The sequence below is a fragment of the Polaromonas sp. AET17H-212 genome (assembly GCF_002379085.1).
In the GTDB taxonomy this organism is placed as follows: domain Bacteria; phylum Pseudomonadota; class Gammaproteobacteria; order Burkholderiales; family Burkholderiaceae_C; genus Polaromonas.
This window is the reverse complement of sequence record NZ_NBZW01000010.1, coordinates 95248-116375: the sequence shown is the minus strand read 5'-3', so window position 1 is coordinate 116375 and position 21128 is coordinate 95248. Positions and strand designations below refer to the sequence as shown.

Annotated in this window: 18 protein-coding genes; 7 read left to right on the top strand and 11 right to left on the bottom strand. The window is 63.6% G+C overall.

The genetic code is table 11. The annotated features are described in order from the left end of the window. Nucleotides 1–34: 34 nt before the first annotated feature. The 10 genes from aspS to B7G53_RS10220 all read right to left on the bottom strand — a co-directional run bounded on the left by aspS (nucleotide 35) and on the right by B7G53_RS10220 (nucleotide 13063). Nucleotides 35–1822 carry an aspartate--tRNA ligase gene (gene aspS, locus B7G53_RS10265; protein WP_255249963.1) on the bottom strand — a complete coding sequence of 596 codons (1788 nt, stop codon included), beginning with the start codon at nucleotides 1820–1822 and terminating at the stop codon, nucleotides 35–37. 54 nt (nucleotides 1823–1876) lie between these two features. Further along, complete coding sequence (locus B7G53_RS10260) at nucleotides 1877–2497, bottom strand: DUF502 domain-containing protein (RefSeq protein WP_096667229.1); 621 nt, start codon at nucleotides 2495–2497, stop codon at nucleotides 1877–1879. Next, nucleotides 2497–2838, bottom strand: coding sequence for an FmdB family zinc ribbon protein (locus B7G53_RS10255; protein WP_096667227.1), 342 nt, complete (start codon nucleotides 2836–2838; stop codon nucleotides 2497–2499). The genes B7G53_RS10260 and B7G53_RS10255 overlap by 1 nt, the downstream gene beginning before the upstream one ends. 211 nt (nucleotides 2839–3049) lie before the next feature. After that, nucleotides 3050–4495 carry a sodium:solute symporter family protein gene (locus B7G53_RS10250; RefSeq protein WP_096667225.1) on the bottom strand — a complete coding sequence of 482 codons (1446 nt, stop codon included), beginning with the start codon at nucleotides 4493–4495 and terminating at the stop codon, nucleotides 3050–3052. A gap of 44 nt (nucleotides 4496–4539) precedes the next feature. Continuing rightward, a complete protein-coding gene (ubiB, locus tag B7G53_RS10245) occupies nucleotides 4540–6093 on the bottom strand; it encodes a ubiquinone biosynthesis regulatory protein kinase UbiB (protein WP_096667224.1) in 1554 nt (517 codons plus the stop codon). After that, entirely contained in the window at nucleotides 6090–6671 is a 582-nt protein-coding gene (locus tag B7G53_RS10240) for a hypothetical protein (RefSeq protein WP_096667222.1), read from the bottom strand. The genes ubiB and B7G53_RS10240 overlap by 4 nt, the downstream gene beginning before the upstream one ends. Nucleotides 6672–6798: 127 nt before the next feature. Next, nucleotides 6799–7749, bottom strand: coding sequence for a Tim44 domain-containing protein (locus B7G53_RS10235; protein ID WP_096667220.1), 951 nt, complete (start codon nucleotides 7747–7749; stop codon nucleotides 6799–6801). Between the two features lie 35 nt (nucleotides 7750–7784). Continuing rightward, nucleotides 7785–8516, bottom strand: a complete 732-nt coding sequence (gene ubiE / locus B7G53_RS10230; protein ID WP_096667218.1) for a bifunctional demethylmenaquinone methyltransferase/2-methoxy-6-polyprenyl-1,4-benzoquinol methylase UbiE — start codon at nucleotides 8514–8516, stop codon at nucleotides 7785–7787. 160 nt (nucleotides 8517–8676) lie between these two features. Further along, complete coding sequence (locus B7G53_RS10225) at nucleotides 8677–9090, bottom strand: gamma-butyrobetaine hydroxylase-like domain-containing protein (protein ID WP_096667216.1); 414 nt, start codon at nucleotides 9088–9090, stop codon at nucleotides 8677–8679. A 19-nt stretch (nucleotides 9091–9109) separates the two neighbouring features. Beyond that, nucleotides 9110–13063 carry a DUF3683 domain-containing protein gene (locus B7G53_RS10220; RefSeq protein ID WP_255249962.1) on the bottom strand — a complete coding sequence of 1318 codons (3954 nt, stop codon included), beginning with the start codon at nucleotides 13061–13063 and terminating at the stop codon, nucleotides 9110–9112. A gap of 187 nt (nucleotides 13064–13250) precedes the next feature. Here B7G53_RS10220 and ugpB point away from each other — a divergent pair, with 187 nt between their 5' ends. The 5 genes from ugpB to ugpQ all read left to right on the top strand — a co-directional run bounded on the left by ugpB (nucleotide 13251) and on the right by ugpQ (nucleotide 18145). Next, entirely contained in the window at nucleotides 13251–14564 is a 1314-nt protein-coding gene (gene ugpB / locus B7G53_RS10215; protein ID WP_096667214.1) for a sn-glycerol-3-phosphate ABC transporter substrate-binding protein UgpB, read from the top strand. Nucleotides 14565–14659: 95 nt separating this feature from the next. Next, complete coding sequence (ugpA, locus tag B7G53_RS10210; protein ID WP_096667212.1) at nucleotides 14660–15541, top strand: sn-glycerol-3-phosphate ABC transporter permease UgpA; 882 nt, start codon at nucleotides 14660–14662, stop codon at nucleotides 15539–15541. Beyond that, nucleotides 15541–16395: a sn-glycerol-3-phosphate ABC transporter permease UgpE gene (ugpE, locus tag B7G53_RS10205; protein ID WP_096667210.1), complete on the top strand. Its 855-nt coding sequence runs from the start codon at nucleotides 15541–15543 to the stop codon at nucleotides 16393–16395. Before ugpA ends, ugpE begins: the two co-directional genes overlap by 1 nt. Next, complete coding sequence (locus B7G53_RS10200; protein ID WP_096667208.1) at nucleotides 16395–17411, top strand: sn-glycerol-3-phosphate import ATP-binding protein UgpC; 1017 nt, start codon at nucleotides 16395–16397, stop codon at nucleotides 17409–17411. Before ugpE ends, B7G53_RS10200 begins: the two co-directional genes overlap by 1 nt. Continuing rightward, nucleotides 17408–18145, top strand: coding sequence for a glycerophosphodiester phosphodiesterase (gene ugpQ / locus B7G53_RS10195; RefSeq protein ID WP_096667207.1), 738 nt, complete (start codon nucleotides 17408–17410; stop codon nucleotides 18143–18145). The genes B7G53_RS10200 and ugpQ overlap by 4 nt, the downstream gene beginning before the upstream one ends. Nucleotides 18146–18154: 9 nt before the next feature. On the opposite strand, the gene B7G53_RS10190 is transcribed toward ugpQ, so the two are convergent. After that, on the bottom strand, nucleotides 18155–18445 hold the full coding sequence (locus tag B7G53_RS10190; RefSeq protein WP_096667205.1) for a hypothetical protein: 291 nt from the start codon (nucleotides 18443–18445) through the stop codon (nucleotides 18155–18157). A gap of 127 nt (nucleotides 18446–18572) precedes the next feature. On the opposite strand from B7G53_RS10190, the gene hemA reads away from it, so the two are divergent. Further along, complete coding sequence (hemA, locus tag B7G53_RS10185) at nucleotides 18573–19853, top strand: glutamyl-tRNA reductase (RefSeq protein WP_096667203.1); 1281 nt, start codon at nucleotides 18573–18575, stop codon at nucleotides 19851–19853. A 97-nt stretch (nucleotides 19854–19950) separates the two neighbouring features. Continuing rightward, nucleotides 19951–21069 (top strand): peptide chain release factor 1, encoded by a 1119-nt coding sequence (gene prfA, locus B7G53_RS10180; protein WP_096667201.1) that lies wholly within the window; start codon nucleotides 19951–19953, stop codon nucleotides 21067–21069. The last annotated feature ends 59 nt before the right edge of the window (nucleotides 21070–21128 follow it).

Sequence of the window (21128 nt, the reverse complement as noted above, 5' to 3'; positions counted from 1 at the left end):
GCTATCAATATCGCAGCACGCCGCTGCACCGGCATCAGACCGGCTGGGGGTTGCGCAGGCGGATGTGCAGCTCGCGCAGCTGCTTTTCGTCGACCGGGCTGGGTGCGTGCGTGAGCAGGCACTGCGCGCGCTGGGTCTTGGGGAAGGCAATCACGTCGCGGATGGACTCGGCGCCCGTCATCATGGTCACGATGCGGTCCAGGCCGAAGGCCAGGCCACCGTGCGGCGGCGCGCCGTACTGCAGCGCGTCGAGCAGGAAGCCGAACTTCTCCTGCGCTTCCTCGGGCCCGATTTTCAGCGCATTGAAGACCTTGCTCTGCACCTCGGCGCGGTGGATACGCACCGAGCCGCCGCCGAGCTCCCAGCCATTGAGCACCATGTCGTAGGCCTTGGCGATACATTTTCCGGGATCGGTGTCCATCCAGTCTTCATGGCCGTCCTTGGGCGCCGTGAAGGGGTGGTGCACGGCGCTCCAGCGCTGGCCTTCCTCGTCGAATTCGAACATCGGAAAGTCCACCACCCACAGCGGCTTCCAGCCGGCCGTGAAGATGCCGGTCTTCTTGCCGAAGGCGCTCAGGCCGACCTTCAGGCGCAAGGCGCCTATGCTGTCGTTGACCACCTTGGCCTTGTCGGCACCGAAGAAAAGGATGTCACCGTTCTGCGCACCGGTGCGCTTGAGGATCTCGGCCACCGCCGCGTCGTGGATGTTCTTGACGATGGGGCTTTGCAGACCGTCACGGCCTTTGGTGATGTCGTTGACCTTGATCCAGGCCAGGCCCTTGGCGCCGTAGATCTTGACGAACTCGGTGTAGCCGTCGATCTCGCCGCGGCTCATCTCGGAGCCGCCCGGCACGCGCAGGGCCACCACGCGGCCGCCCACGGTCGTGGCCGGCGCGCTGAAGACCTTGAAGTCGACATCGGCCATCACATCGGTCAGCTCGGTGAACTCCAGGTTGACGCGCAGGTCGGGCTTGTCGGAGCCGAAGCGGTGCATGGCGTCGGCATAGGCCATGACCGGGAATTCGCCCAAGTCGGTGGCCAGCACGGTCTTGAAGATGTTGCTGATCATGCCCTGGAACATGTCGCGGATGTCCTGCTCGCCCATGAAGGACGTCTCGATATCGATCTGCGTGAATTCGGGCTGGCGGTCGGCGCGCAGGTCTTCGTCGCGGAAACACTTGGTGATCTGGTAGTAGCGGTCAAAGCCGGCCACCATCAGCAGCTGCTTGAACAGCTGCGGGCTTTGCGGCAGCGCAAAAAACATGCCTTCGTTGACGCGGCTGGGCACCAGGTAGTCGCGCGCGCCTTCCGGCGTGCTCTTGGTCAGCATCGGCGTTTCGATGTCGATGAAACCGTTGGCGTCGAGGAACTTGCGCGTTTCCATCGCCACGCGGTAACGCAGCATCAGGTTGTTCTGCATATAGGGGCGGCGCAGGTCCAGCACGCGGTGCGTCAGGCGGGTGGTCTCCGACAGGTTGTCGTCGTCGAGCTGGAACGGCGGCGTCACGCTGGGGTTGAGCACGGTCAGCTCGTGGCACAGGATTTCGATCTTGCCGCTTTTCAGCGCGTCATTGACGGTGCCCTCGGGGCGCGCCCGCACCAGGCCCTTGATCTGCACGCAGAACTCATTGCGCACACCTTCGGCCGTCTTGAACATGTCGGCACGGTCGGGGTCACACACCACCTGCACATAACCCTCGCGGTCGCGCAGGTCGATGAAAATCACGCCGCCGTGGTCGCGCCGGCGATTGACCCAGCCGCACAGGCTCACAGTCTGCCCCATCAGGGCTTCGGTCACCAGACCGCAATAGTGGGAACGCATTTGGGAAGTCATAGATAAATCGCTTTGCTAGAGAGCCGAGGGGCTGGTACTGGTTTACTTGGGCTTGTAGCTGGCGGCGCTGCCGGGCACCACCACACCCATGGAAATCACATAGGTCAAGGCTTCATCCACACTCATTTGGAGTTCAATGCAGTCGGCCTTGGGCAGCATGATGAAATAGCCGCCGGTGGGATTGGGTGTCGTCGGAACATACACGCTCAGGTAGTCACCTCGCAGGTGGTTGGCCACATCGCCGCCCGGCATGCCGGTCTGGAACGCGATGGTCCAGACGCCTTCGCGCGGCCACTGCACCAGCAAGGCCTTGCGAAATGCATTGCCGTTTTCCGAGAACAGGGTGTCGGAAACCTGCTTGACGCTGGAATAAATCGACCGGACGATGGGAATGCGGCTGAGCAGGGCATCCCACCAGCTGACCAGTATTCTTCCGAAGAAGTTGCTGGCGAAAGCGCCTATCGACAGCACGATGGCCAGCGCCAGCAGAACGCCAAAACCCGGGAGGTGAAAACCCAGCAGCTTGTCCGGATGCCAGTCCGCCGGAAGAATTTGCAGCGTCTGGTCCAGCGTGCCGATGATCCAGTTGAGCAGCCAGACCGTGACCGCCAGCGGCACCAGGACCAGCAACCCGGCCAGCAACCATCGGCGTATCGGGCCCATCAGCTCGCCTTGGCAGGGCCGGAAGAGGCCGGCGCGGGAGCGGGGGCAGCAGCAGGGGCCGGAGCAGTTTTCCCTGCCGGCTCGGCGGGCTTGCTGTCTGCTGCAGCAGCAGCCGGGGCTTCGCCGCCGCTGACGGGCGGAACCGCGGTAGCACCGCCGCCACCACGAAAATCAGTCACGTACCAGCCCGAACCCTTGAGCTGGAAGCCGGCCGCGGTGAGCTGCTTCTTGAACGCGGGCGCGCCGCACTGGGGGCAGTCGGTCAGCGGGGCATCGGACATTTTTTGCAAAACGTCCTTGGTATGCCCGCAGGACTCGCATTTGTAAGCGTAGATTGGCATGGTTCTAGAGGTTTTGTCAGAGGGGGTGCAGTCCCGAAGTGACCCTCAGGATGCAAAACCTTCAATTATAGGCGCTGCAAATTTCTGGAGCAGGCCCCCGGATTCGCCCGATGCCGGACCCTCTCCATGGCTGCGGCGCGGGTCCTGCCGCCCCAAGCTTCAGAAACCCGCCCGGGTGAGCATCTGGCGCTCCCGCCCCTGATGACGCCGGTCAGCTTTCGGTGGACAGCCGGTGGTGGCTGCCGCGGCTGTTCTCGATGGTTTGCGGCGTCAGCGACCCCACCAGCATGCCCAGCGTGGCGGCCAGGACACCCGCCAGTTGGGCGGGGAATTGCGCCCCCAGGGTGCTGAAGGTGAACAGCAGCCAGGTCGCGATGCCGCAGACCACCGAGAAAATGGCACCCTGGGTGCTGGCCTTTTTCCAGTACAGCCCAAACACCAGCGGGACAAAAGCGCCGACCAGGGGCACCTGGTAGGCGCCCGACACCATGTCGTAAATCGAGGTGCCCTGCATGAAGATGGCGTAGCTCAGCACCAGGGCGCTGAAGACCAGCACGGTGGTCCGCATCAGTTTGAGTTCACGTTTGTCGCTCATGCGCGGTTTGAACTGGCGCCAGATGTTCTCCACAAAGGTCACGCTGGGCGCCAGCAGGGTCGCCGACGCGGTGGACTTGATGGCCGACAGCAAGGCGCCAAAAAACAGCACCTGCATGATGAAAGGCATTTTTTCGAGCACCAGCGTCGGCAGGATTTTCTGCGGGTCTTCCTTGAGCAGCAGGGCCGTCTGCTCGGGCATGATGATCAGCGCGCTGGCCACCAGAAACATCGGGACAAAGGCAAACAGGATGTAGAAAATGCCGCCAATGACCGGCCCCTTGGTCGCCGCGCTCTGGCTGTTCGCCGACATCACGCGCTGGAACACGTCCTGCTGCGGAATCGAGCCAAACATCATCGTGATGGCTGCGGCAAAGAAAAACACCATGTCCCTGAAGTTCGGTTCCGGCCAGAACCGGAACAGGTCCTGGCTGGTGGCCAGGGCCACGACCTTGTCCGCGCCGCCGGCCAGGTTGCCGGCAAAAACGGCCAGCACGGCCAGGCCGGCGACCAGCACAATCATCTGGATGAAGTCGGTCACCGCGACCGACCACATGCCGCCGAACAGGGTGTAGGCGAGCACCGAGGCCGTGCCGATGATCATGCCGGCCGTCGTGCTGATGGCGCCACCCGACAGGAGGTTGAACACCAGGCCGAGCGCCGTGATCTGGGCCGCCACCCAGCCGAGGTAGCTGATCATGATGATGATGGAGCACACCACTTCAATGCTGCGACCGTAACGCTCGCGGTAGTAGTCGCTGATGGTCAGCAAGGACATCTTGTAGAGCTTGCCCGCAAAAAACAGGCCCACCAGAATCAGACAGGTGCCGGCGCCAAACGGGTCTTCCACCACGCCGTTGAGGCCGCTGCTGACGAACTTCGCCGGAATGCCGAGCACGGTTTCCGAGCCGAACCAGGTCGCAAACGTCGTTGTCACAATCATGATCAGCGGCAGATTGCGCCCCGCGATCGCGTAGTCGGCGGTGTTTTTAACGCGCCGGGCGGCGTACAGGCCGATGATGATGGTGATCAGAAGATAGACAAAAACCAGGGTCAAGAGCACGGCGATCTCCTCAGGAATGCGTGATTATCACCAGATTTTCCGGCTCAAAAAACCCGGATTCTCAGCAGAATTTGCATGGCCAGCAGGCCCAGCGCAAAACCCAGACCACCATAAATCAGGCTTTGCAGCAGTTTGTTGGTGCGCCGCTGCTCCTGCAACAGGGCCTGAAGCTCCTGGCGGTTTCCGCCGCTCTGGCCCTTGAGGTACTGCTGCAACAGGCGCGGCAGGCCGGGCAGCAGCTTGGCGTAGGTCGGCGCCTCGGCCTTGAGTTGCTCCAGCAGTTTTTCCGGACCAACCTGCTCCAGCATCCAGGTCTCCAGAAAGGGCTTGGCCGTGCTCCACAGGTCCAGCTCGGGGTCGAGTTCCCGACCCAGGCCCTCGATGTTGAGCAGGGTTTTCTGCAGCAGCACCAGCTGCGGCTGGATTTCCACATGGAAACGGCGCGAGGTCTGGAACAGGCGCATCAGCACCATGCCCAGCGATATTTCCTTGAGCGGCCGGTCGAAGTAAGGTTCGCAGCAGGCGCGTATGGCCGACTCCAGTTCATCGACCCGCGTCTGCGGCGGCACCCAGCCCGACTCGATGTGCAGCTCGGCCACCCGTTTGTAGTCACGCTGGAAAAAGGCGCTGAAATTCTGCGCCAGGTATTCCTTGTCGACCTCGGTGAGCGTGCCGACGATGCCGAAGTCCAGCGAGATGTAGCGGCCAAAGGTCGCGGGATCCAGGCTGACCTGGATGTTGCCGGGATGCATGTCGGCATGAAAAAAACCGTCGCGGAAGACCTGGGTGAAAAAGATGGTGACGCCGTCGCGCGCCAGTTTTTTCATGTCCACGCCGGCGTCCCGCAGGCGCTGCACCTGGCTGATGGGCACGCCGTCCATGCGCTGCATCACCATCACGTCGGGCATGCAGAAATCCCAGACCATCTCCGGAATCAGCACCAGGTTCAGGTCCTGCATGTTGCGGCGCAGCTGGGCCGCATTGGCGGCTTCGCGCAGCAGGTCGAGCTCGTCATGCAGGTACTTGTCGAACTCGCCGACCACTTCACGCGGCTTCAGGCGCTTGCCGTCGGCCGACAGGCCTTCGACCCAGCCGGCCATCATGTGCATCAGCGCCAGGTCTTTTTCGATCGCGGGCAGCATGTTGGGACGCAGCACCTTGACCGCCACCTCACGGCCACCGGGCAACGTGGCGAAGTGAACCTGCGCAATCGAGGCGCTGGCCACGGGCTGGCGCTCGAAGGTCGCAAAGATCTGGCCGATCGGCCGGCCGAAGGCCTTTTCAATGATGGCAATGGCCACATCCGAGTCGAACGGCGGGACCCGGTCCTGCAGCCGGGCCAGTTCGTTGGCGATGTCCAGCGGCAGCAGGTCGCGGCGGGTCGACATGACCTGGCCGAACTTGACAAAAATCGGTCCCAGGCTTTCCAGGGCTTCGCGCAGGCGCTCGCCGCGGGGCGCTTTCAGGTTCCGGCCCAGCGACACAATACGCGTCAGTCTCCTGACCCAGGGCCTGCTGAAACTGGAAAGCACCAGCTCGTCGAGGCCGAAGCGCAGCACCGTCCAGACAATGAAAACGCCCCTGAACAGGCGGCTCATGCGGAAGCCTTCGGAGGCTCCGTCACCGGCGGCACACCGGGCTGCACCGGTGAAGCGGACGAAGACGGCCGCGGTGCCTGGGCCAGAAACTGCCGCAAGCCCGCCAGGCCCTGGCGCGCCGCGCTGCCCAGCGTATGGGCCGGCACATCGCCGATCAGGCGCGACAGGTCTTCCTCCACATCCCAGCGCAGGTTGTCCGCCAGCCAGCCGAGTTCGGCGGCAAGCTGGACATCGCCCTCGATCTTGACCGGCGGCGCTTTGCCTGCCAGCACCGACTGCAGCACCACGCCCGGGGACTCTGTCGCCACCGCCAGCAACAAATCCGGCCTGGCCGCGGCCGGCGCACGGTCCACGAGTCCCGCGGGGGTGATCAGCAAATCCAGCGCAAACGCACCCCAGCGGACATGGACCACGCTGCCCTTTTTGCGCAGAAGGCGGTTTTGCGCCTCCTTTTCCTGCATCAGGACATGGTTGAGCAACAGGACCAGCTTCTGCTGCCCTTCATCAACCGCCCAGGCAGGGGGCTGAAAACGGGTGGCCAGGGACTGCAGAAAAGAAAAAGGGGACGTGTTATTCATACGTCCCCGATTTTGCAGCAGATTGAAGAAAGCCCCTCCATCGACCAAACGATTGAAGGGGCTTTAATTCAGCAGGGGCCGCGGATCCGGCTTCGTCGGTCCGCAGGCGCAACGCGCGAACGTGGGGCTATTGCAATGCCTGCACGCCGGCGACCAGCCAGCCACCACCGTTGCGCGGCTTGGTCATGTTCCAGACTTCGCGGAATGGACTCGGGCCTGCCGAAGCGTCTTCCCGGATCATGCCGGAGAACTCCACGCTGGCCATGTAGACATCGCTGAGCTCTTCAATGCCCAGCAGCTGCGCATCGAGCATGACCACGTCGGTCTTGTTGGTCACGCCACCGGTGTGCGATTCACGGTCGGCCAGTTGCGCCTTGATCTGCTCGAGCATCTCGTCGGTCATCATGGCGCGCAGGCTGTTGACATCGGAGCGGTCCCAGGCGTCCTGCAGGGTCACGAAGTTGGCCTTGCAGGCCTTGAGAAAACCTTCGGCATCAAAGCCGGCCGGCACACCCCAAGACTGCGACCCGCCAAGGGAGGAGCCGATCATCGATCCGCCGGCAGCGGCGCCCGCGCCGGCCTTGTTGGCCTCAAACGCCATGCTGCCACGCTCCCAAGGCCGGGCTGACGCGTCGTTGCCGACATTTTCGGGACTGTAGTTGCGCGGTGTGGTGGCGTTGCCCGCCCCCTGCATGGCGTAAGGCGTCGCGCCCTGGCCGTTGTTGGCCTTGAGCCTGCGCATGATGAAGCCGACGGCCACCATCACCAGCATGGCGAGCAAGGCAAACATGATGATCTGCCCAAAAGCGCCGCCCAGACCGAGCGAGGAAGCCAGCCAGGCCAGACCCAGACCCGCGGCCAGCCCGCCCAGCATCGCGCCCCAAGGCTTCTTGGGCGCTGCTGCAGCGGCCCCGGTGTTGGCCGGCGCGGCCGGCGGTGTCGCCTGGCGCTGCGTCACGTTGGACGATTGCCGTCCGACGGAGCCGCCGCCGCCCATGCGTTTGGCTTCCGCTGGCGCGTACGCCAGCAGCATGGTGGTGGCCAGGACAGCCGCCAGAATCGCAGACCAAAGTTTCATACCGTCTCCTCTAATTAAATGTCTCAGGAAATATCTCAACACTTGATTCCAACATGCAATGCCACTACCCCGCCGGTGAGGTTGTGATAGTCCACATGGCCGAAACCACCTTTATGCATCAGGGCCTTTAGCTCTTCCTGGCTGGGATGCATGCGGATGGACTCCGCCAGATAGCGGTAACTCGAGTCGTCGTTGGCCACCAGCTTGCCCAGACGGGGCAAGACCTTGAAGGAATACCAGTCGTAGGCTTTTTCCAGCGGCTTGGCAATTTTGGAGAATTCCAGCACCAGCAGCTTGCCGCCCGGCTTGAGCACGCGGTTCATCTCCCTGAGCGCCTCGTCCTTGTGCGTCATGTTGCGCAAACCGAAGGCCACCGTCACCAGATCGAAACGGGCATCGGGAAACGGCAGGTGCTCGGCATCACAGACGGTGGTCGGCAAGACCTTGCCGGCGTCGAGCATGCGGTTGCGGCCTTCGCGCAGCATGGCTTCATTGATGTCGGTGTGCACCACGCAGCCGGTGCTGCCGACCTTGGGAGCGAACGCCAGGGCCAGGTCGCCGGTGCCGCCGGCGATGTCCAGCACATACTGGCCCTCCCGGACATCGGCCACCATCACGGTGTAGGCCTTCCAGACCCGGTGCAGCCCCATGGACATCAGGTCGTTCATCACGTCGTATTTCGGCGCCACGGAATCGAACACGCCACGCACACGGCGTGCCTTGTCCTTTTCGTCAACCGACTCAAATCCGAAATGGGTACTGCTCATAAGTCAATGCTAGGGGTGAATGCCGGCAATGCAAGCGACAACCCTGCCCCTGATTGGGGCATTGCCGCGGATTTATGTTGAAAAACAACAGCTGCGCGCCAACGCCGGACGCCAGCAGCTATGAAAACGATAGCGAATGAGGGTTTGCCCGCGTCAACCATCAATGGCTGCCACAGGCATGGCCGCCCGCCGCCACCATGGGCGCATCGCGCTGCATGCCGGCTGCCTCCAGGCGCTGCAGGTAATCGGTCCACAAACGCGCCTGCTCCGAGCCCAGGAAATAAAGGTAGTCCCAGGAAAAAATGCCGCTCTCGTGGCCGTCCGAAAACACCGGCTTGACCGCATAGTTGCCGATGGGTTCGAGTTCGACCACCGTGACCTCGCGTTTGCCGGTCTGCAGCACTTCCTGGCCAGGGCCGTGGCCCTGGACTTCGGCCGAGGGCGAATAAACACGCATCAGTTCGAACGGAATCCTGAACGCGGTGCCGTCCGAAAAGGCGATCTCGAGCACCCGCGACTGGGCGTGCACGGTCAGCGCGGTCGGGGTGGGGGTGTCGGGGGTCAGGCCTGCCATGAATGTCTCCTTCGGTGAATCAGACCAGCACGCGCTCGATGCCGCCGTTGTTGGCCGCCTCGACATAGCCGGGCAGCCATTGCTTGCCGAGGATCTGGTTGGCCATTTCCACCACAATGTAGTCGGCCTCGAGCAAGCCGTTTTGCAGGTCGTCGCCGTAGCGGGTCAACCCCTGCAGGCAGCTCGGGCAGCTGGTCAGGATCTTGACGTTCCCGGCGTCGGCCACGGCACCGCTGGCACGCAGTTTGGCTTCGTCCCTGCGCAGCTCTTCTTCCTTGCGAAAGCGGATCTGGGTAGAGATGTCGGGGCGCGTCACGCCCAGCGTGCCGGACTCGCCGCAGCAGCGCTCGGACTTGAGCACCTGGTCGCCGAGCAGCGCCTTGACGGTTTTCATCGGCTCCTGCAGCTTCATCGGGCTGTGGCAGGGGTCGTGGTACAGGTAACCCTGGCCCGGCTGATCCGTCCTCAGGGTAATGCCCTTTTCCAGCAGGTACTCGTGGATGTCGATGATGCGGCAGCCCGGGAATATCTTGTCGAACTCATAACCCTGCAGCTGGTCGTAGCAGGTGCCGCAGCTCACAACCACGGTCTTGATGTCGAGGTAGTTCAGTGTGTTGGCCACGCGGTGGAACAGCACCCGGTTGTCGGTGATGATTTTCTCGGCCTTGTCGAACTGGCCGCTGCCCCGCTGCGGGTAACCGCAGCACAGGTAACCGGGCGGCAGCACGGTCTGCACGCCGGCATGCCAGAGCATGGCCTGGGTCGCGAGGCCCACCTGCGAAAACAGGCGTTCCGAACCGCAACCGGGGAAATAAAACACCGCCTCGGTTTCGGCCGTGGTGGTTTTCGGATCGCGGATGATGGGGACGTAGTCCTTGTCCTCGATGTCCAGCAGCGCGCGTGCGGTTTTCTTGGGCAGGCCGCCCGGCATCTTCTTGTTGATGAAGTGGATCACCTGTTCCTTGACCGGCGCCGGGCCGACGGTCGCCCGTGGTCGGGCCGTCTGTTTGCGCGCCAGGCGCTTGAGCAGCTCGTTGGCCACGCGCTGGGCCTTGAAGCCGACGTCCACCATCGCGCTGCGCATGAACTTGATGGTCTGCGGGCTGGTGGCGTTGAGGAAAAACATGGCGGCGGCATTGCCGGGACGGAAGGACTTCTGCCCCATCTTGCGCAGCAGGTTGCGCATGTTCATGGACACCTCGCCGAAGTCGATGTCCACCGGGCACGGGCTCAGGCACTTGTGGCAGACCGTGCAGTGGTCGGCCACGTCCTCGAACTCTTCCCAGTGCTTGATGCTGATGCCGCGCCGCGTCTGCTCTTCGTAGAGAAAGGCCTCAACCAGCAGCGAGGTCGCCAGGATCTTGTTGCGCGGGCTGTACAGCAGGTTGGCGCGCGGCACATGGGTGGCGCAGACCGGTTTGCACTTGCCGCAGCGCAGGCAGTCCTTGACACTGTCGGCGATCGCACCGATGTCGGACTGCTGCATGATCAGCGACTCGTGGCCCATCAGGCCGAAGCTGGGCGTGTAGGCGTTGGTCAGGTCGGCCAACAGGCTCTCCGGCGCAGAATCATCAGTATTTTTGGTCTTTTGCGCAGTAGCCACGGGCGCAATCAGCTCCTGATTTCGTAGCAGCTTGCCCTTGTTGAAGCGCCCTTCGGGATCGACCCGGGTCTTGTAATCGGCAAAAGGCTGGAGCTCGGCGTCGGTCAGGAACTCCAGCTTGGTGATGCCAATGCCGTGTTCACCGGAGATCACGCCGTCCAGCGAACGCGCCAGCACCATGATGCGCGCCACCGCATGGTGCGCGGTCTGCAGCATCTCGTAGTCGTCGCTGTTGACCGGCAGGTTGGTGTGCACATTGCCGTCACCGGCATGCATGTGCAGGGCGGCCCAGACGCGGCCCTTGAGCACCTGTTTGTGGATGGCGCTGCACTCCGCCAGGATGGGCGCAAAAGCGGCGCCCGAAAAAATCGTTTGCAGGGGCGCGCGCAGCTGGGTTTTCCAGCTGGCGCGTAGCGAATGGTCCTGCAGCTGCGGGAACAGCGTGTCCACATCGCGCAGCCAGCCCGACCACAATGCGCGCACCTCGGCAATCAGCGCCACGGCCTGGCCAACGCGGTCCTCCAGCAGCTCGGCCGAGGGGATCTCGCCGGCGTCGTCCGACTTGCCCAGCGGCAGCTTGCCCTTGAGGAAAAAGGCCTCCAGCGCGTCGCACAGCCGGACCTTGTTGGCCAGGCTCAGCTCGATGTTGATGCGCTCGATGCCGTCGGTGTATTCGGCCATGCGCGGCAGCGGAATCACCACGTCTTCGTTGATCTTGAAGGCGTTGGTGTGGCGCGAAATGGCGGCGGTGCGCTTGCGGTCCAGCCAGAATTTCTTGCGCGCGTCCGGGCTGATGGCGATAAAACCCTCGCCGCGGCGCGAATTGGCGATGCGCACGACTTCCGAGGTCGCGCGCGCCACCACGTCGGCGTCGTCGCCGGCGATGTCGCCGAACAGCACCATCTTGGGCAGGCCGCCGTGGGTCTTGGACTTGGTCGCGTAACCGACCGCCTTCAGGTAGCGGTCGTCCAGGTGCTCCAGGCCGGCGAGGATGGCGCCGCCGCGCTTTTGCTCGGCGAACATGAAGTCCTTGATCTCGACGATGCTGGGGACCGCGTCCCTGGCATTGCCGAAAAACTCCAGGCAGACGGTGCGGGTGTGCGCCGGCATGCGGTGCACGATCCAGCGCGCGCTGGTGATCAGGCCGTCGCAGCCTTCTTTCTGGATGCCGGGCAGGCCGCTGAGGAACTTGTCGGTCACGTCCTTGCCCAGGCCTTCCTTGCGGAAGGTCTTGCCGGGGATGTCGAGGCGCTCGGTGCGCACCGGCGTCTTGCCGTCGGCCTCGAAATATTTCAGCTCGAAGCTGGCCATCTCGGCGTCGTGGATCTTGCCGAGGTTGTGGTTCAGGCGGGTGACTTCCAGCCACTGCGCCTCGGGCGTGACCATGCGCCAGGAGGCGAGGTTGTCCAGCGCCGTGCCCCAGAGCACGGCCTTCTTGCCGCCGGCATTCATGGCGATGTTGCCGCCTATGCAGGAGGCTTCGGCCGAGGTCGGGTCCACCGCAAAGACATAACCACCGCGTTCGGCCGCATCGGCCACGCGCTGCGTGACCACGCCGGCTTCGGTCCAGACGGTCGCCACGGGCTGGTCCAGCCCGGGCAGCGCCACCTGCTCAACCTCGGTCATGGCCTCGAGTTTTTCGGTGTTGATGACGGCCGACTTCCAGCTCAGCGGAATCGCGCCGCCGGTGTAGCCGGTGCCGCCGCCGCGCGGAATGATGGTCAGGCCGAGCTCGATACAGCCCTTGACCAGGCCGGCCATCTCGACTTCGGTGTCCGGTGTCAGCACCACAAACGGGTATTCGACGCGCCAGTCGGTGGCATCGGTCACATGCGAGACACGCGACAGGCCGTCGAACTTGATGTTGTCCTTGAGCGTGAACTTGCCCAGCCGGCGCGCGGTTTGGCGGCGCAGGTCGGCCATGTCCTCGAACGAGGTGGAAAAACGGTTGACGGCGGCGCGCGCGGTTTCGAGCAGCTCGCCTACGATGGCGTCGCGCTGGCTGTCCGCCTCGGGCGTGCGGCGTTTTTCGACCTCGAAGAGGCGGTGCTGCAGGGCCTCGACCAGCATCCGGCGGCGCTTGGGGTTGTCCAGCAGGTCGTCCTGCAAATAGGGGTTGCGCTGCACCACCCAGACATCGCCCAGCACCTCGTACAACATGCGCGCCGACCGGCCGGTGCGGCGCTCGTCGCGCAGCAGGTTCAGCAGGTCCCAGGCCCGTTCGCCGAGCAGGCGGATCACGACTTCGCGGTCGGAAAACGAGGTGTAGTTGTAGGGAATCTCGCGAATGCGGGCTTGCCCATGCTCCGCGTCGGGTGTCGCGTCGGAAGCGAAAACGTTCAGGTCTTGAAGGGTGTCAGGGGCGTTCATCGTGGGGGAAATTCCGCCGCGCTCAGCGGCCGTGCGTGCTGTGGGCCTATGTTACCGCAGTGCAACAAGACCCTGACACCGTCGCCGGCCTCATGGAAATCCCGCTTGTTAAAGCACCATGGGGTCGTTTAAATGACTTGTCACAATCAGTTCGTACACTGAACGTTACCCCAACTCAGGAGTTTTCATGAAGAACCGTTTTACGGCGGCGGCCCTTGCTGCCTGCGCTTTTTGCCTTCCGCTGGCCAGCCAGGCACAAACCGAAGTCCAGTGGTGGCACTCCATGGGCGGCGCCCTCGGCGAATGGGTCAATGACCTGGCCAAGGATTTCAATGCCAGCCAGAAGGACTACAAGATCACGCCCACCTTCAAGGGCAGCTACGACGAGTCCATGACCGCCGCCATCGCCGCCTACCGTGCCGGCAATGCGCCGCACATCCTGCAGGTCTTTGAGGTCGGCACCGCCACCATGATGGCCTCCAAGGGCGCGATCAAGCCGGTCGGCGAAGTCATGAAGCAATCCGGCCTGCCGTTCGATCCGGGCGCCTACGTGCCTGCGGTCGCCGGCTACTACACGGCACCCAACGGCCAGATGCTGAGCTTCCCCTTCAACAGCTCGACCCCGGTCTTCCACTACAACAAGGACGCGTTCAAGGCCGCCGGCCTGGACCCCGAGAAACCACCCACCACCTGGCCCGAAGTGGCGCTGGCCGCCGCCAAGCTCAAGGCCTCGGGCCACAAGTGCCCGTTCACCACCAGCTGGATCAGCTGGACGCAACTGGAAAGTTTCTCGGCCTGGCACAACGTGTTGTACGCCACCAAGAACAACGGCTTCGGCGGCCTGGACACACGTCTGGCCTTCAACACCCCGCTGCATGTGCGCCACATCGAAAACCTGGCGAACATGGCCAAAACCGGCCTGTTCGTCTACAAGGGCCGCAACAACGCGGCTGACGCGACCTTTGTCTCGGGCGAATGCGCCATGGCGACCGGCTCGTCGGCGCTCTACGGCAGTGTGGTGCGCAACGGCAAGTTCGGCTACGGCATCGGCACCCTGCCCTACTACCCCGATGTCCCGGGCGCACCGCAGAACACCGTGATTGGCGGCGCCAGCCTGTGGGCCATGTCGGGCAAAAAGCCGGAAGAATACAAGGCCATCGCCTCCTTCTTCAGCTACCTGTCCAAGCCTGAAGTGGCTGCGGCCAGCCACCAGCGCACCGGTTACCTGCCGGTCACCAAGGCTTCGTTCGAGATGACCGACAAGTCCGGCTTCTACAAGAAAAACCCGGGCACCGATGTGTCGGTCACCCAGATGATCCGCAAAACCACGGACAAGTCGCGCGGCGTGCGTCTGGGCAACTTCGTGCAGATTCGCACTATCATTGACGAGGAACTCGAAGGCGTCTGGAAAGGCAGCAAAACCCCGAAAGATGCGCTCGATACGGCCGTCAAGCGCGGCAACGAGCAGCTCGAGCGCTTCCAGAAAGCCAACAAGTCCTGATCAGGCGGGGCGGTGTCCGCACCGCCCTTTAAAGCCAATATAGCTGTCGACCCCCGTTCTACGGGATTCGGCGGCTATTATTTTTATAGCGTGTCATGGAAAAACGGGTTCTTTTCAAATCGGTCTGGCTGCCCTGGGTGCTGATTGCACCGCAGATGGCGGTGATCCTGGTTTTCTTTTTCTGGCCGGCCGGTCAGGCGCTCTACCAGAGCCTGCTGCTCGAAGATGCCTTCGGCTCCTCCAGCGAATTTGTCGGCCTGGAAAACTTCCGCCGCCTGTTCGCCGATCCGTCCTACCTCGAGTCCTTCTACACCACCGCCCTCTTCTCCGGCCTGGTGGCGGTCTCGGGACTGACCATCGCCCTGCTGCTGGCGGTCATGGCGAACCGCGTCGTGCGCGGCGCCGGCATCTACAAGACGCTGCTGATCTGGCCGTACGCCACCGCGCCCGTCGTGGCCGGCGTGCTCTGGCTGATGATGTTCGCCTCGCCCTACGGCGTGCTGGCCTATGCCCTGCGTGAAGTCGGCTTCGAGTGGGACCATGTGCTCAACGGCAACCACGCGATGGCGCTGATCGTCATGGCCGCGGTCTGGAAGCAGATTTCCTACAACTTCCTGTTCTTCCTGGCGGGCCTGCAGTCGATTCCGCATTCGCTGATCGAGGCCGCCACCATCGACGGCGCATCCCCGTGGAAACGTTTCTGGAGCATCGTGTTCCCGCTGCTGTCGCCGACCACCTTTTTCCTGCTGGTCGTCAACATCGTCTACGCCTTCTTCGACACCTTCGCCATCGTCGATGCGGCCACGCACGGCGGCCCCGGCAAAGACACCTCCATCCTGGTCTACAAGGTCTATTACGACGGTTTCAAGGCGCTCGACATCAATGGTTCTGCCGCGCAATCGGTGGTGCTGATGGTGATCGTCGTTGCACTGACGGTGATCCAGTTCAAGTTTGTCGAGAAGAAGGTGAATTACTGATGATCCAGAAAAACCCCATCCTCGATTTCTTCTCGCACCTGATCCTGATCCTCGGGGTGCTGATCGTGTTTTTTCCGATCTACGTGACCTTCATCGGGTCCACGCAAACCGCCGCGCAGATCATGACCAGCAACCCGATCTCGCTGCTGCCGGGCAACAATTTCATCGAGAGCTACAGGCTGGCGCTGTTCGGCGGCAAGACCGAAGCCGGCGCCAGCATCGGCGCGGCCGGGCCGATGATGCTGATCAGCCTGTCCAGCGCGCTGATCATCGCCATCGGCAAGATCGCGATTTCGCTGCTCTCGGCCTTTGCCATCGTGTACTTCCGCTTTCCCTTCAAGAACCTGGTGTTCTGGATGGTGTTCGTCACGCTGATGCTGCCGGTCGAGGTGCGCATCGGTCCGACCTACGAGGTGGTGTCCAACCTGGGCATGCTCAACAGCATGGCGGGCCTGACGGTGCCACTGATCGCCTCGGCCACGGCCACGTTTTTGTTCCGGCAGTTTTTCCTGACCGTGCCCGATGAGCTGGTGGAGGCCGCACGCATGGACGGCGCCGGCCCGATGCGCTTTTTCAAGGACGTGTTGCTGCCGCTGTCGAAAACCTCGATCGCCGCGCTGTTCGTGATCCAGTTCATCTACGGCTGGAACCAGTACCTGTGGCCGCTGCTGGTCACCACCGATGAAAGGATGTACCCCATCGTGATGGGCATCAAGCGCCTGATCTTCGGCGAGGTGTACATCGAATGGAACGTGGTGATGGCGACGGCCATCCTGGCCATGCTGCCGCCGGCCATCGTCGTGATGCTGATGCAGAAGTGGTTCGTCAAGGGTCTTGTGGATACGGAAAAATAATGGCTTCAATTCAACTCAAAGACGTCGTCAAGAAGTACGGCAAGGGCAAGCAGGAACTGCAGGTCATCCACGGCGTGAGCGCCGAGATCGCCGACCACGAATTCATCGTCATCGTCGGGCCGTCGGGCTGCGGCAAGTCCACCCTGCTGCGCATGGTGGCCGGCCTGGAAGAAATTTCCGGCGGCGAGATCTCCATTGGCGGGCGCGTGGTCAACGAGCTGGAGCCGGCCGAACGCGACATCGCCATGGTGTTCCAGAACTATGCGCTGTACCCGCACATGAGCGTGTTCGACAACATGGCCTACGGCCTGAAGATCAAGAAAATGCCGATTGCCGAGATCAAGCAGCGCGTCGACAAGGCCGCCGGCATCCTGGAGCTGGGCCACCTGCTCGACCGCAAGCCGCGCCAGCTCTCGGGCGGCCAGCGCCAGCGCGTCGCCATGGGCCGCGCCATCGTGCGCCAGCCGCAGGTGTTTTTGTTCGACGAGCCGCTGTCCAACCTGGACGCCAAGCTGCGGGTGCAAACCCGGCTGGAGATCCAGAAACTGCACCGCGAGCTCGGCATCACCTCGCTGTTCGTCACCCACGACCAGGTCGAGGCCATGACGCTGGCGCAACGCATGATTGTCATGAACGCCGGCCGCATGGAGCAGTTCGGCACGCCCGAAGAGGTTTACAACCGTCCGGCCACCACCTTTGTCGCGAGTTTCATGGGCTCACCGCCGATGAACCTGCTCAAACACGCGCCCAACGCCGACTTCGGCGGCCAAGCCGGCACCATCCTCGGCATCCGGCCTGAGCACCTGCAGATCGGCAGCACCGGCTGGGCCGTGCAGGTCGACACGATGGAAATGCTGGGTGCCGAGCGGCTGGTTTACTGCCGTTTCGGCAACGAATTCCTGATTGTCCGCACCGATGAAAGCCAGGCCACGCCCGAGATTGGCGCCACCATCCATGTGGCCCCCCGCGTGGACCGGCTGCACTGGTTTGACGCCGAAACGGGCAAACGGCTTTGACCCCCTGGCCCTATCCGCGCTGGATCGCCCACCGCGGTGCGGGCAAGCTGGCGCCGGAAAACACGCTGGCCGCTTTCCGGCTCGGGGCCAGCCACGGCTACCGCATGTTCGAATGTGATGTGAAGCTCAGTGCCGACGACCTGCCCTTCCTGATGCATGACGCCACGCTGGAACGAACGACCAGCGGCCAGGGCACCGGCGGCGCGCAGCCCTGGGGCGCGCTGTCGCGGCTCGACGCCGGCAGCTGGCACTCGCGCGCCTATGCCGGCGAGCCGCTGGCCAGCCTGGACCACGTGGCACGTTATTGCCTGCGCAACGGGTATTTCCTGAACATCGAGATCAAGCCCACCCCCGGCCTCGAGGCCCGGACGGGCACGGTCGTGGCCAACGCCGCGGCTCGTCTGTGGCAAGGCGCCGCCGTCCCGCCGCTGCTGACTTCTTTTCAGCCCGAGGCGCTGCAAGCTGCCCAAGCCGCGCAAGCGCAGCTGCCGCGTGGCCTGCTGCTCGACCATTTGTGGAAGGGCTGGCTGGAAACGGCGCTGACGCTGGACTGCGCGGCGCTGGTCTGCAACCAGGCCCTGTGGGACAGCTCCACCGTGCTGCAGGCCAAAAGCGCCGGGTTTCGCTGCCTGAGTTACACCGTCAACGACGAGTGGGCGGCCCAGCGCCTGCTTGATCTGGGGACCGACGGCATCATCACTGACCGGCTCGACCTGTTCGCGCCCGACGCCTGAGGCGGGCGGTCAGGCTCTCCAGCCGCGCAGCAACACCCACTGGCAGGTCGCCGCGCCCACGGCCAGCAAGGCATAACTGGCCATCTTGCCGTCGCGGCCAAAAATGACCAGCCCGGCCACCAGCAGGGCCAGAGAGACTACAAAAACAATAGCAAACTGCGCAACAGGGGAAAGGACAAACGGCCTTTTTGATCTGAAAAACCGGGCAAAGACACGGGCCACCAGCACCACGAACAGCGCCACAAAAGCGGCCGGGGCCATGAAATTGAGCAGCTGGTTGGTCAGGTTGAGTGCAGTCATGCCGGTGGCGGATTGAAAGAAGTCATTCGAAAAGGCAGACGGGCCGTCGGCACCCCGGCTTGCCCTGTATCAAGGGCATTGAAAGAATGTCCGCGTCCGGCCATCTCTTCAATTTTATAATCAGGCCATGTCAGTCTGGACCTTGGGCATCAACCATACCACCGCACCGCTCGATTTGCGCGGGCGGTTTGCGTTCGCCATCGACCAGATCGAGCCCACCTTGAGGGGCTTGCGCGAGTCGCTGGCGCGCCAGCCCGAAGCCACGCTGCTGTCGACCTGCAACCGCACCGAGATCTATTGCGCCGGTGACAAGTCCGACCTCGAGCACACGCTCGAATGGCTGGCGCACCGCGGCGGCGTCTCGCCGGCCCTGCTGCGCTCCCACGCCTACACGCTGGAAAACGACCATGCCGCGCGCCACGCTTTTCGCGTCGCCAGCGGGCTGGACTCCATGGTGCTGGGCGAGCCGCAAATCCTGGGCCAGATGAAGGACGCGGTGCGCGCCGCCGAAGACGCCGGCGCCATGGGCACCACGCTGCACCAGCTGTTCCAGCGCTCGTTCGCGGTCGCCAAGGAAGTCCGCACCAGCACCGAAATCGGCGCGCACAGCATCAGCCTGGCGGCCGCCTCGGTGCGCCTGGCCGGTCAGCTGTTCGAGGATCTGAGCGACATCAAGGTGCTGTTTGTCGGCGCGGGCGAGATGATCGACCTGGCCGCCACCCACTTTGCTGCCAAAAACCCGAAAGCCATGACCGTGGCCAACCGCACCCTGGAGCGCGGCGAAAAACTCGCCGGGCGCTTCGGTGCCGAGGTCATGCGCCTGGCCGACCTGCCGAGCCGCCTGCACGAGTTCGACGCGGTGATCAGCTGCACCGCCAGCACCCTGCCCATCATCGGCCTGGGCGCGGTCGAGCGCGCCGTCAAGCTGCGCAAGCACCGCCCGATGTTCATGGTGGACCTGGCCGTGCCGCGCGACATCGAGCCGGAGGTCAAGGAACTGCCGGACATCTACCTCTACACCGTCGACGATCTGGCGCATGTGGTGCAAACCGGCAAGGACAGCCGGCAGGCCGCGGTGGCCGAGGCCGAAGTCATCATCGACGCCGGTGTGCAGAACTTCATGCACTGGCTGGACCAGCGGCGCACCGTGCCGCTGATCCAGCAGCTCAACGCCCAGGCCGACGAATGGCGAGCGCTGGAAATTGCCCGCGCCAAAAAACTGCTGGCCAAAGGCGAACCTGTCGATGCGGTCCTCGAGGCGCTGTCGCGCGGGCTGACGCAGAAAATGCTGCACGGCGCACTCGCCGAGCTGCATGCCGGCAATGCGGACAACCGCGAAGCGACGGCGCAAACCGTCTCGCGGCTGTTTTTGCGCGGCAACCTGCCCCGGGAACAGAAAGAGCGTTAGCGCCACTGTCGCGCGAACCACAGCCCGCGCAGCGGGCTGAACGCGGGGCCGGGTCACCGGCCGCCTGTCTCCTGAACGTTTTTGCCCCCGGCCTTCAATGAAACCCTTTCTCCGCCAGACCCTTGACCGCCAGATTTTCCGGCTGCACGAGCTCGACGCGCTGCTGTCGGCCGCCGACGTGGTCAGCAACATGGAGCGTTTTCGCAACCTGACGCGTGAACACGCCGAGGCCAGCATCGTGGTCACCCAGTACCAGCAGCTGACGGCGCGCGAGGCTGATCTGGCCAGCGCGCAGGCCATGCTGGCCGAGGCCAGGGACGACCCCGAGATGGCGACCATGGCGGAAGAAGAGATCATGGCCGCGCAGGCCGACATTGCCCGCCTGGATGAAGCCCTGCAGCTGATGCTGATTCCCAAGGACCCGGACGATGCGCGCCCGGCGTTCATCGAGATCCGCGCCGGCGCCGGCGGCGACGAATCCGCGCTGTTCGCGGCCGACCTGTTTCGCATGTACACGCGTTACGCCGAGCGCAAGCGCTGGGCCGTCGAGATCATCAGCGAGTCGGTCAGCGAGCTCGGCGGCTACAAGGAAGTGGTGCTGCGCGTCGACGGCCCGCCTGATGCCTTGGGCGTCGGCGTTTACGGCAAGCTGCGTTTCGAGTCCGGCGGCCACCGCGTGCAGCGCGTGCCGGCCACCGAAACCCAGGGGCGCATCCACACCAGCGCCTGTACGGTCGCGGTGCTGCCCGAACCCGACGAGGCGGTGGCCATCCAGGTCAACCCGGCCGACCTGCGCATCGACACCTACCGCGCCAGCGGTGCCGGCGGCCAGCACATCAACAAGACCGATTCGGCGGTGCGCATCACCCACCTGCCGACCGGCATCGTCGCCGAGTGCCAGGAGGGCCGCAGCCAGCACGGCAACAAGGCCCAGGCGCTGAAGGTGCTGACCGCCCGCATCCATGAAAAAGACCGCTCCGAACGCGCCGCCAAGGATGCGGCCATGCGCAAGGGCCTGATCGGAAGTGGCGATCGAAGCGACCGGATACGGACCTACAACTTTCCGCAGGGGCGGCTGACCGACCACCGCATCAACCTGACGCTGTACAAGCTGCTGTCCATCATGGAAGGCGACCTGGACGACGTGGTCACCGCCCTGCAGGTCGCCCGCGGCGCCGAACTGCTGGCGGAGCTGGAAACCTCGTCCAACGGCTGAGGGCTGCATGTTTAATGCAAAATTGGCCTCCAACCCTTTATTGGCAAGCGCCGCTAGCT

What these genes read in the sequence shown, in the direction of transcription:
- B7G53_RS10200 (WP_096667208.1), top strand. Translation starts at nt 16,395, where the DNA reads ATGGCTTCAATTCAACTCAAAGACGTCGTCAAGAAGTACGGCAAGGGC.
- B7G53_RS10225 (WP_096667216.1), bottom strand. Translation starts at nt 9,090, where the DNA reads ATGGCAGGCCTGACCCCCGACACCCCCACCCCGACCGCGCTGACCGTG.
- B7G53_RS10260 (WP_096667229.1), bottom strand. Translation starts at nt 2,497, where the DNA reads ATGGGCCCGATACGCCGATGGTTGCTGGCCGGGTTGCTGGTCCTGGTG.
- B7G53_RS10255 (WP_096667227.1), bottom strand. Translation starts at nt 2,838, where the DNA reads ATGCCAATCTACGCTTACAAATGCGAGTCCTGCGGGCATACCAAGGAC.
- hemA (WP_096667203.1), top strand. Translation starts at nt 18,573, where the DNA reads ATGTCAGTCTGGACCTTGGGCATCAACCATACCACCGCACCGCTCGAT.
- ugpA (WP_096667212.1), top strand. Translation starts at nt 14,660, where the DNA reads ATGGAAAAACGGGTTCTTTTCAAATCGGTCTGGCTGCCCTGGGTGCTG.
- B7G53_RS10240 (WP_096667222.1), bottom strand. Translation starts at nt 6,671, where the DNA reads ATGAATAACACGTCCCCTTTTTCTTTTCTGCAGTCCCTGGCCACCCGT.
- ugpE (WP_096667210.1), top strand. Translation starts at nt 15,541, where the DNA reads ATGATCCAGAAAAACCCCATCCTCGATTTCTTCTCGCACCTGATCCTG.
- ugpB (WP_096667214.1), top strand. Translation starts at nt 13,251, where the DNA reads ATGAAGAACCGTTTTACGGCGGCGGCCCTTGCTGCCTGCGCTTTTTGC.
- aspS (WP_255249963.1), bottom strand. Translation starts at nt 1,822, where the DNA reads ATGCGTTCCCACTATTGCGGTCTGGTGACCGAAGCCCTGATGGGGCAG.
- prfA (WP_096667201.1), top strand. Translation starts at nt 19,951, where the DNA reads ATGAAACCCTTTCTCCGCCAGACCCTTGACCGCCAGATTTTCCGGCTG.
- B7G53_RS10190 (WP_096667205.1), bottom strand. Translation starts at nt 18,445, where the DNA reads ATGACTGCACTCAACCTGACCAACCAGCTGCTCAATTTCATGGCCCCG.
- ubiE (WP_096667218.1), bottom strand. Translation starts at nt 8,516, where the DNA reads ATGAGCAGTACCCATTTCGGATTTGAGTCGGTTGACGAAAAGGACAAG.
- B7G53_RS10220 (WP_255249962.1), bottom strand. Translation starts at nt 13,063, where the DNA reads ATGAACGCCCCTGACACCCTTCAAGACCTGAACGTTTTCGCTTCCGAC.
- ubiB (WP_096667224.1), bottom strand. Translation starts at nt 6,093, where the DNA reads ATGAGCCGCCTGTTCAGGGGCGTTTTCATTGTCTGGACGGTGCTGCGC.
- B7G53_RS10235 (WP_096667220.1), bottom strand. Translation starts at nt 7,749, where the DNA reads ATGAAACTTTGGTCTGCGATTCTGGCGGCTGTCCTGGCCACCACCATG.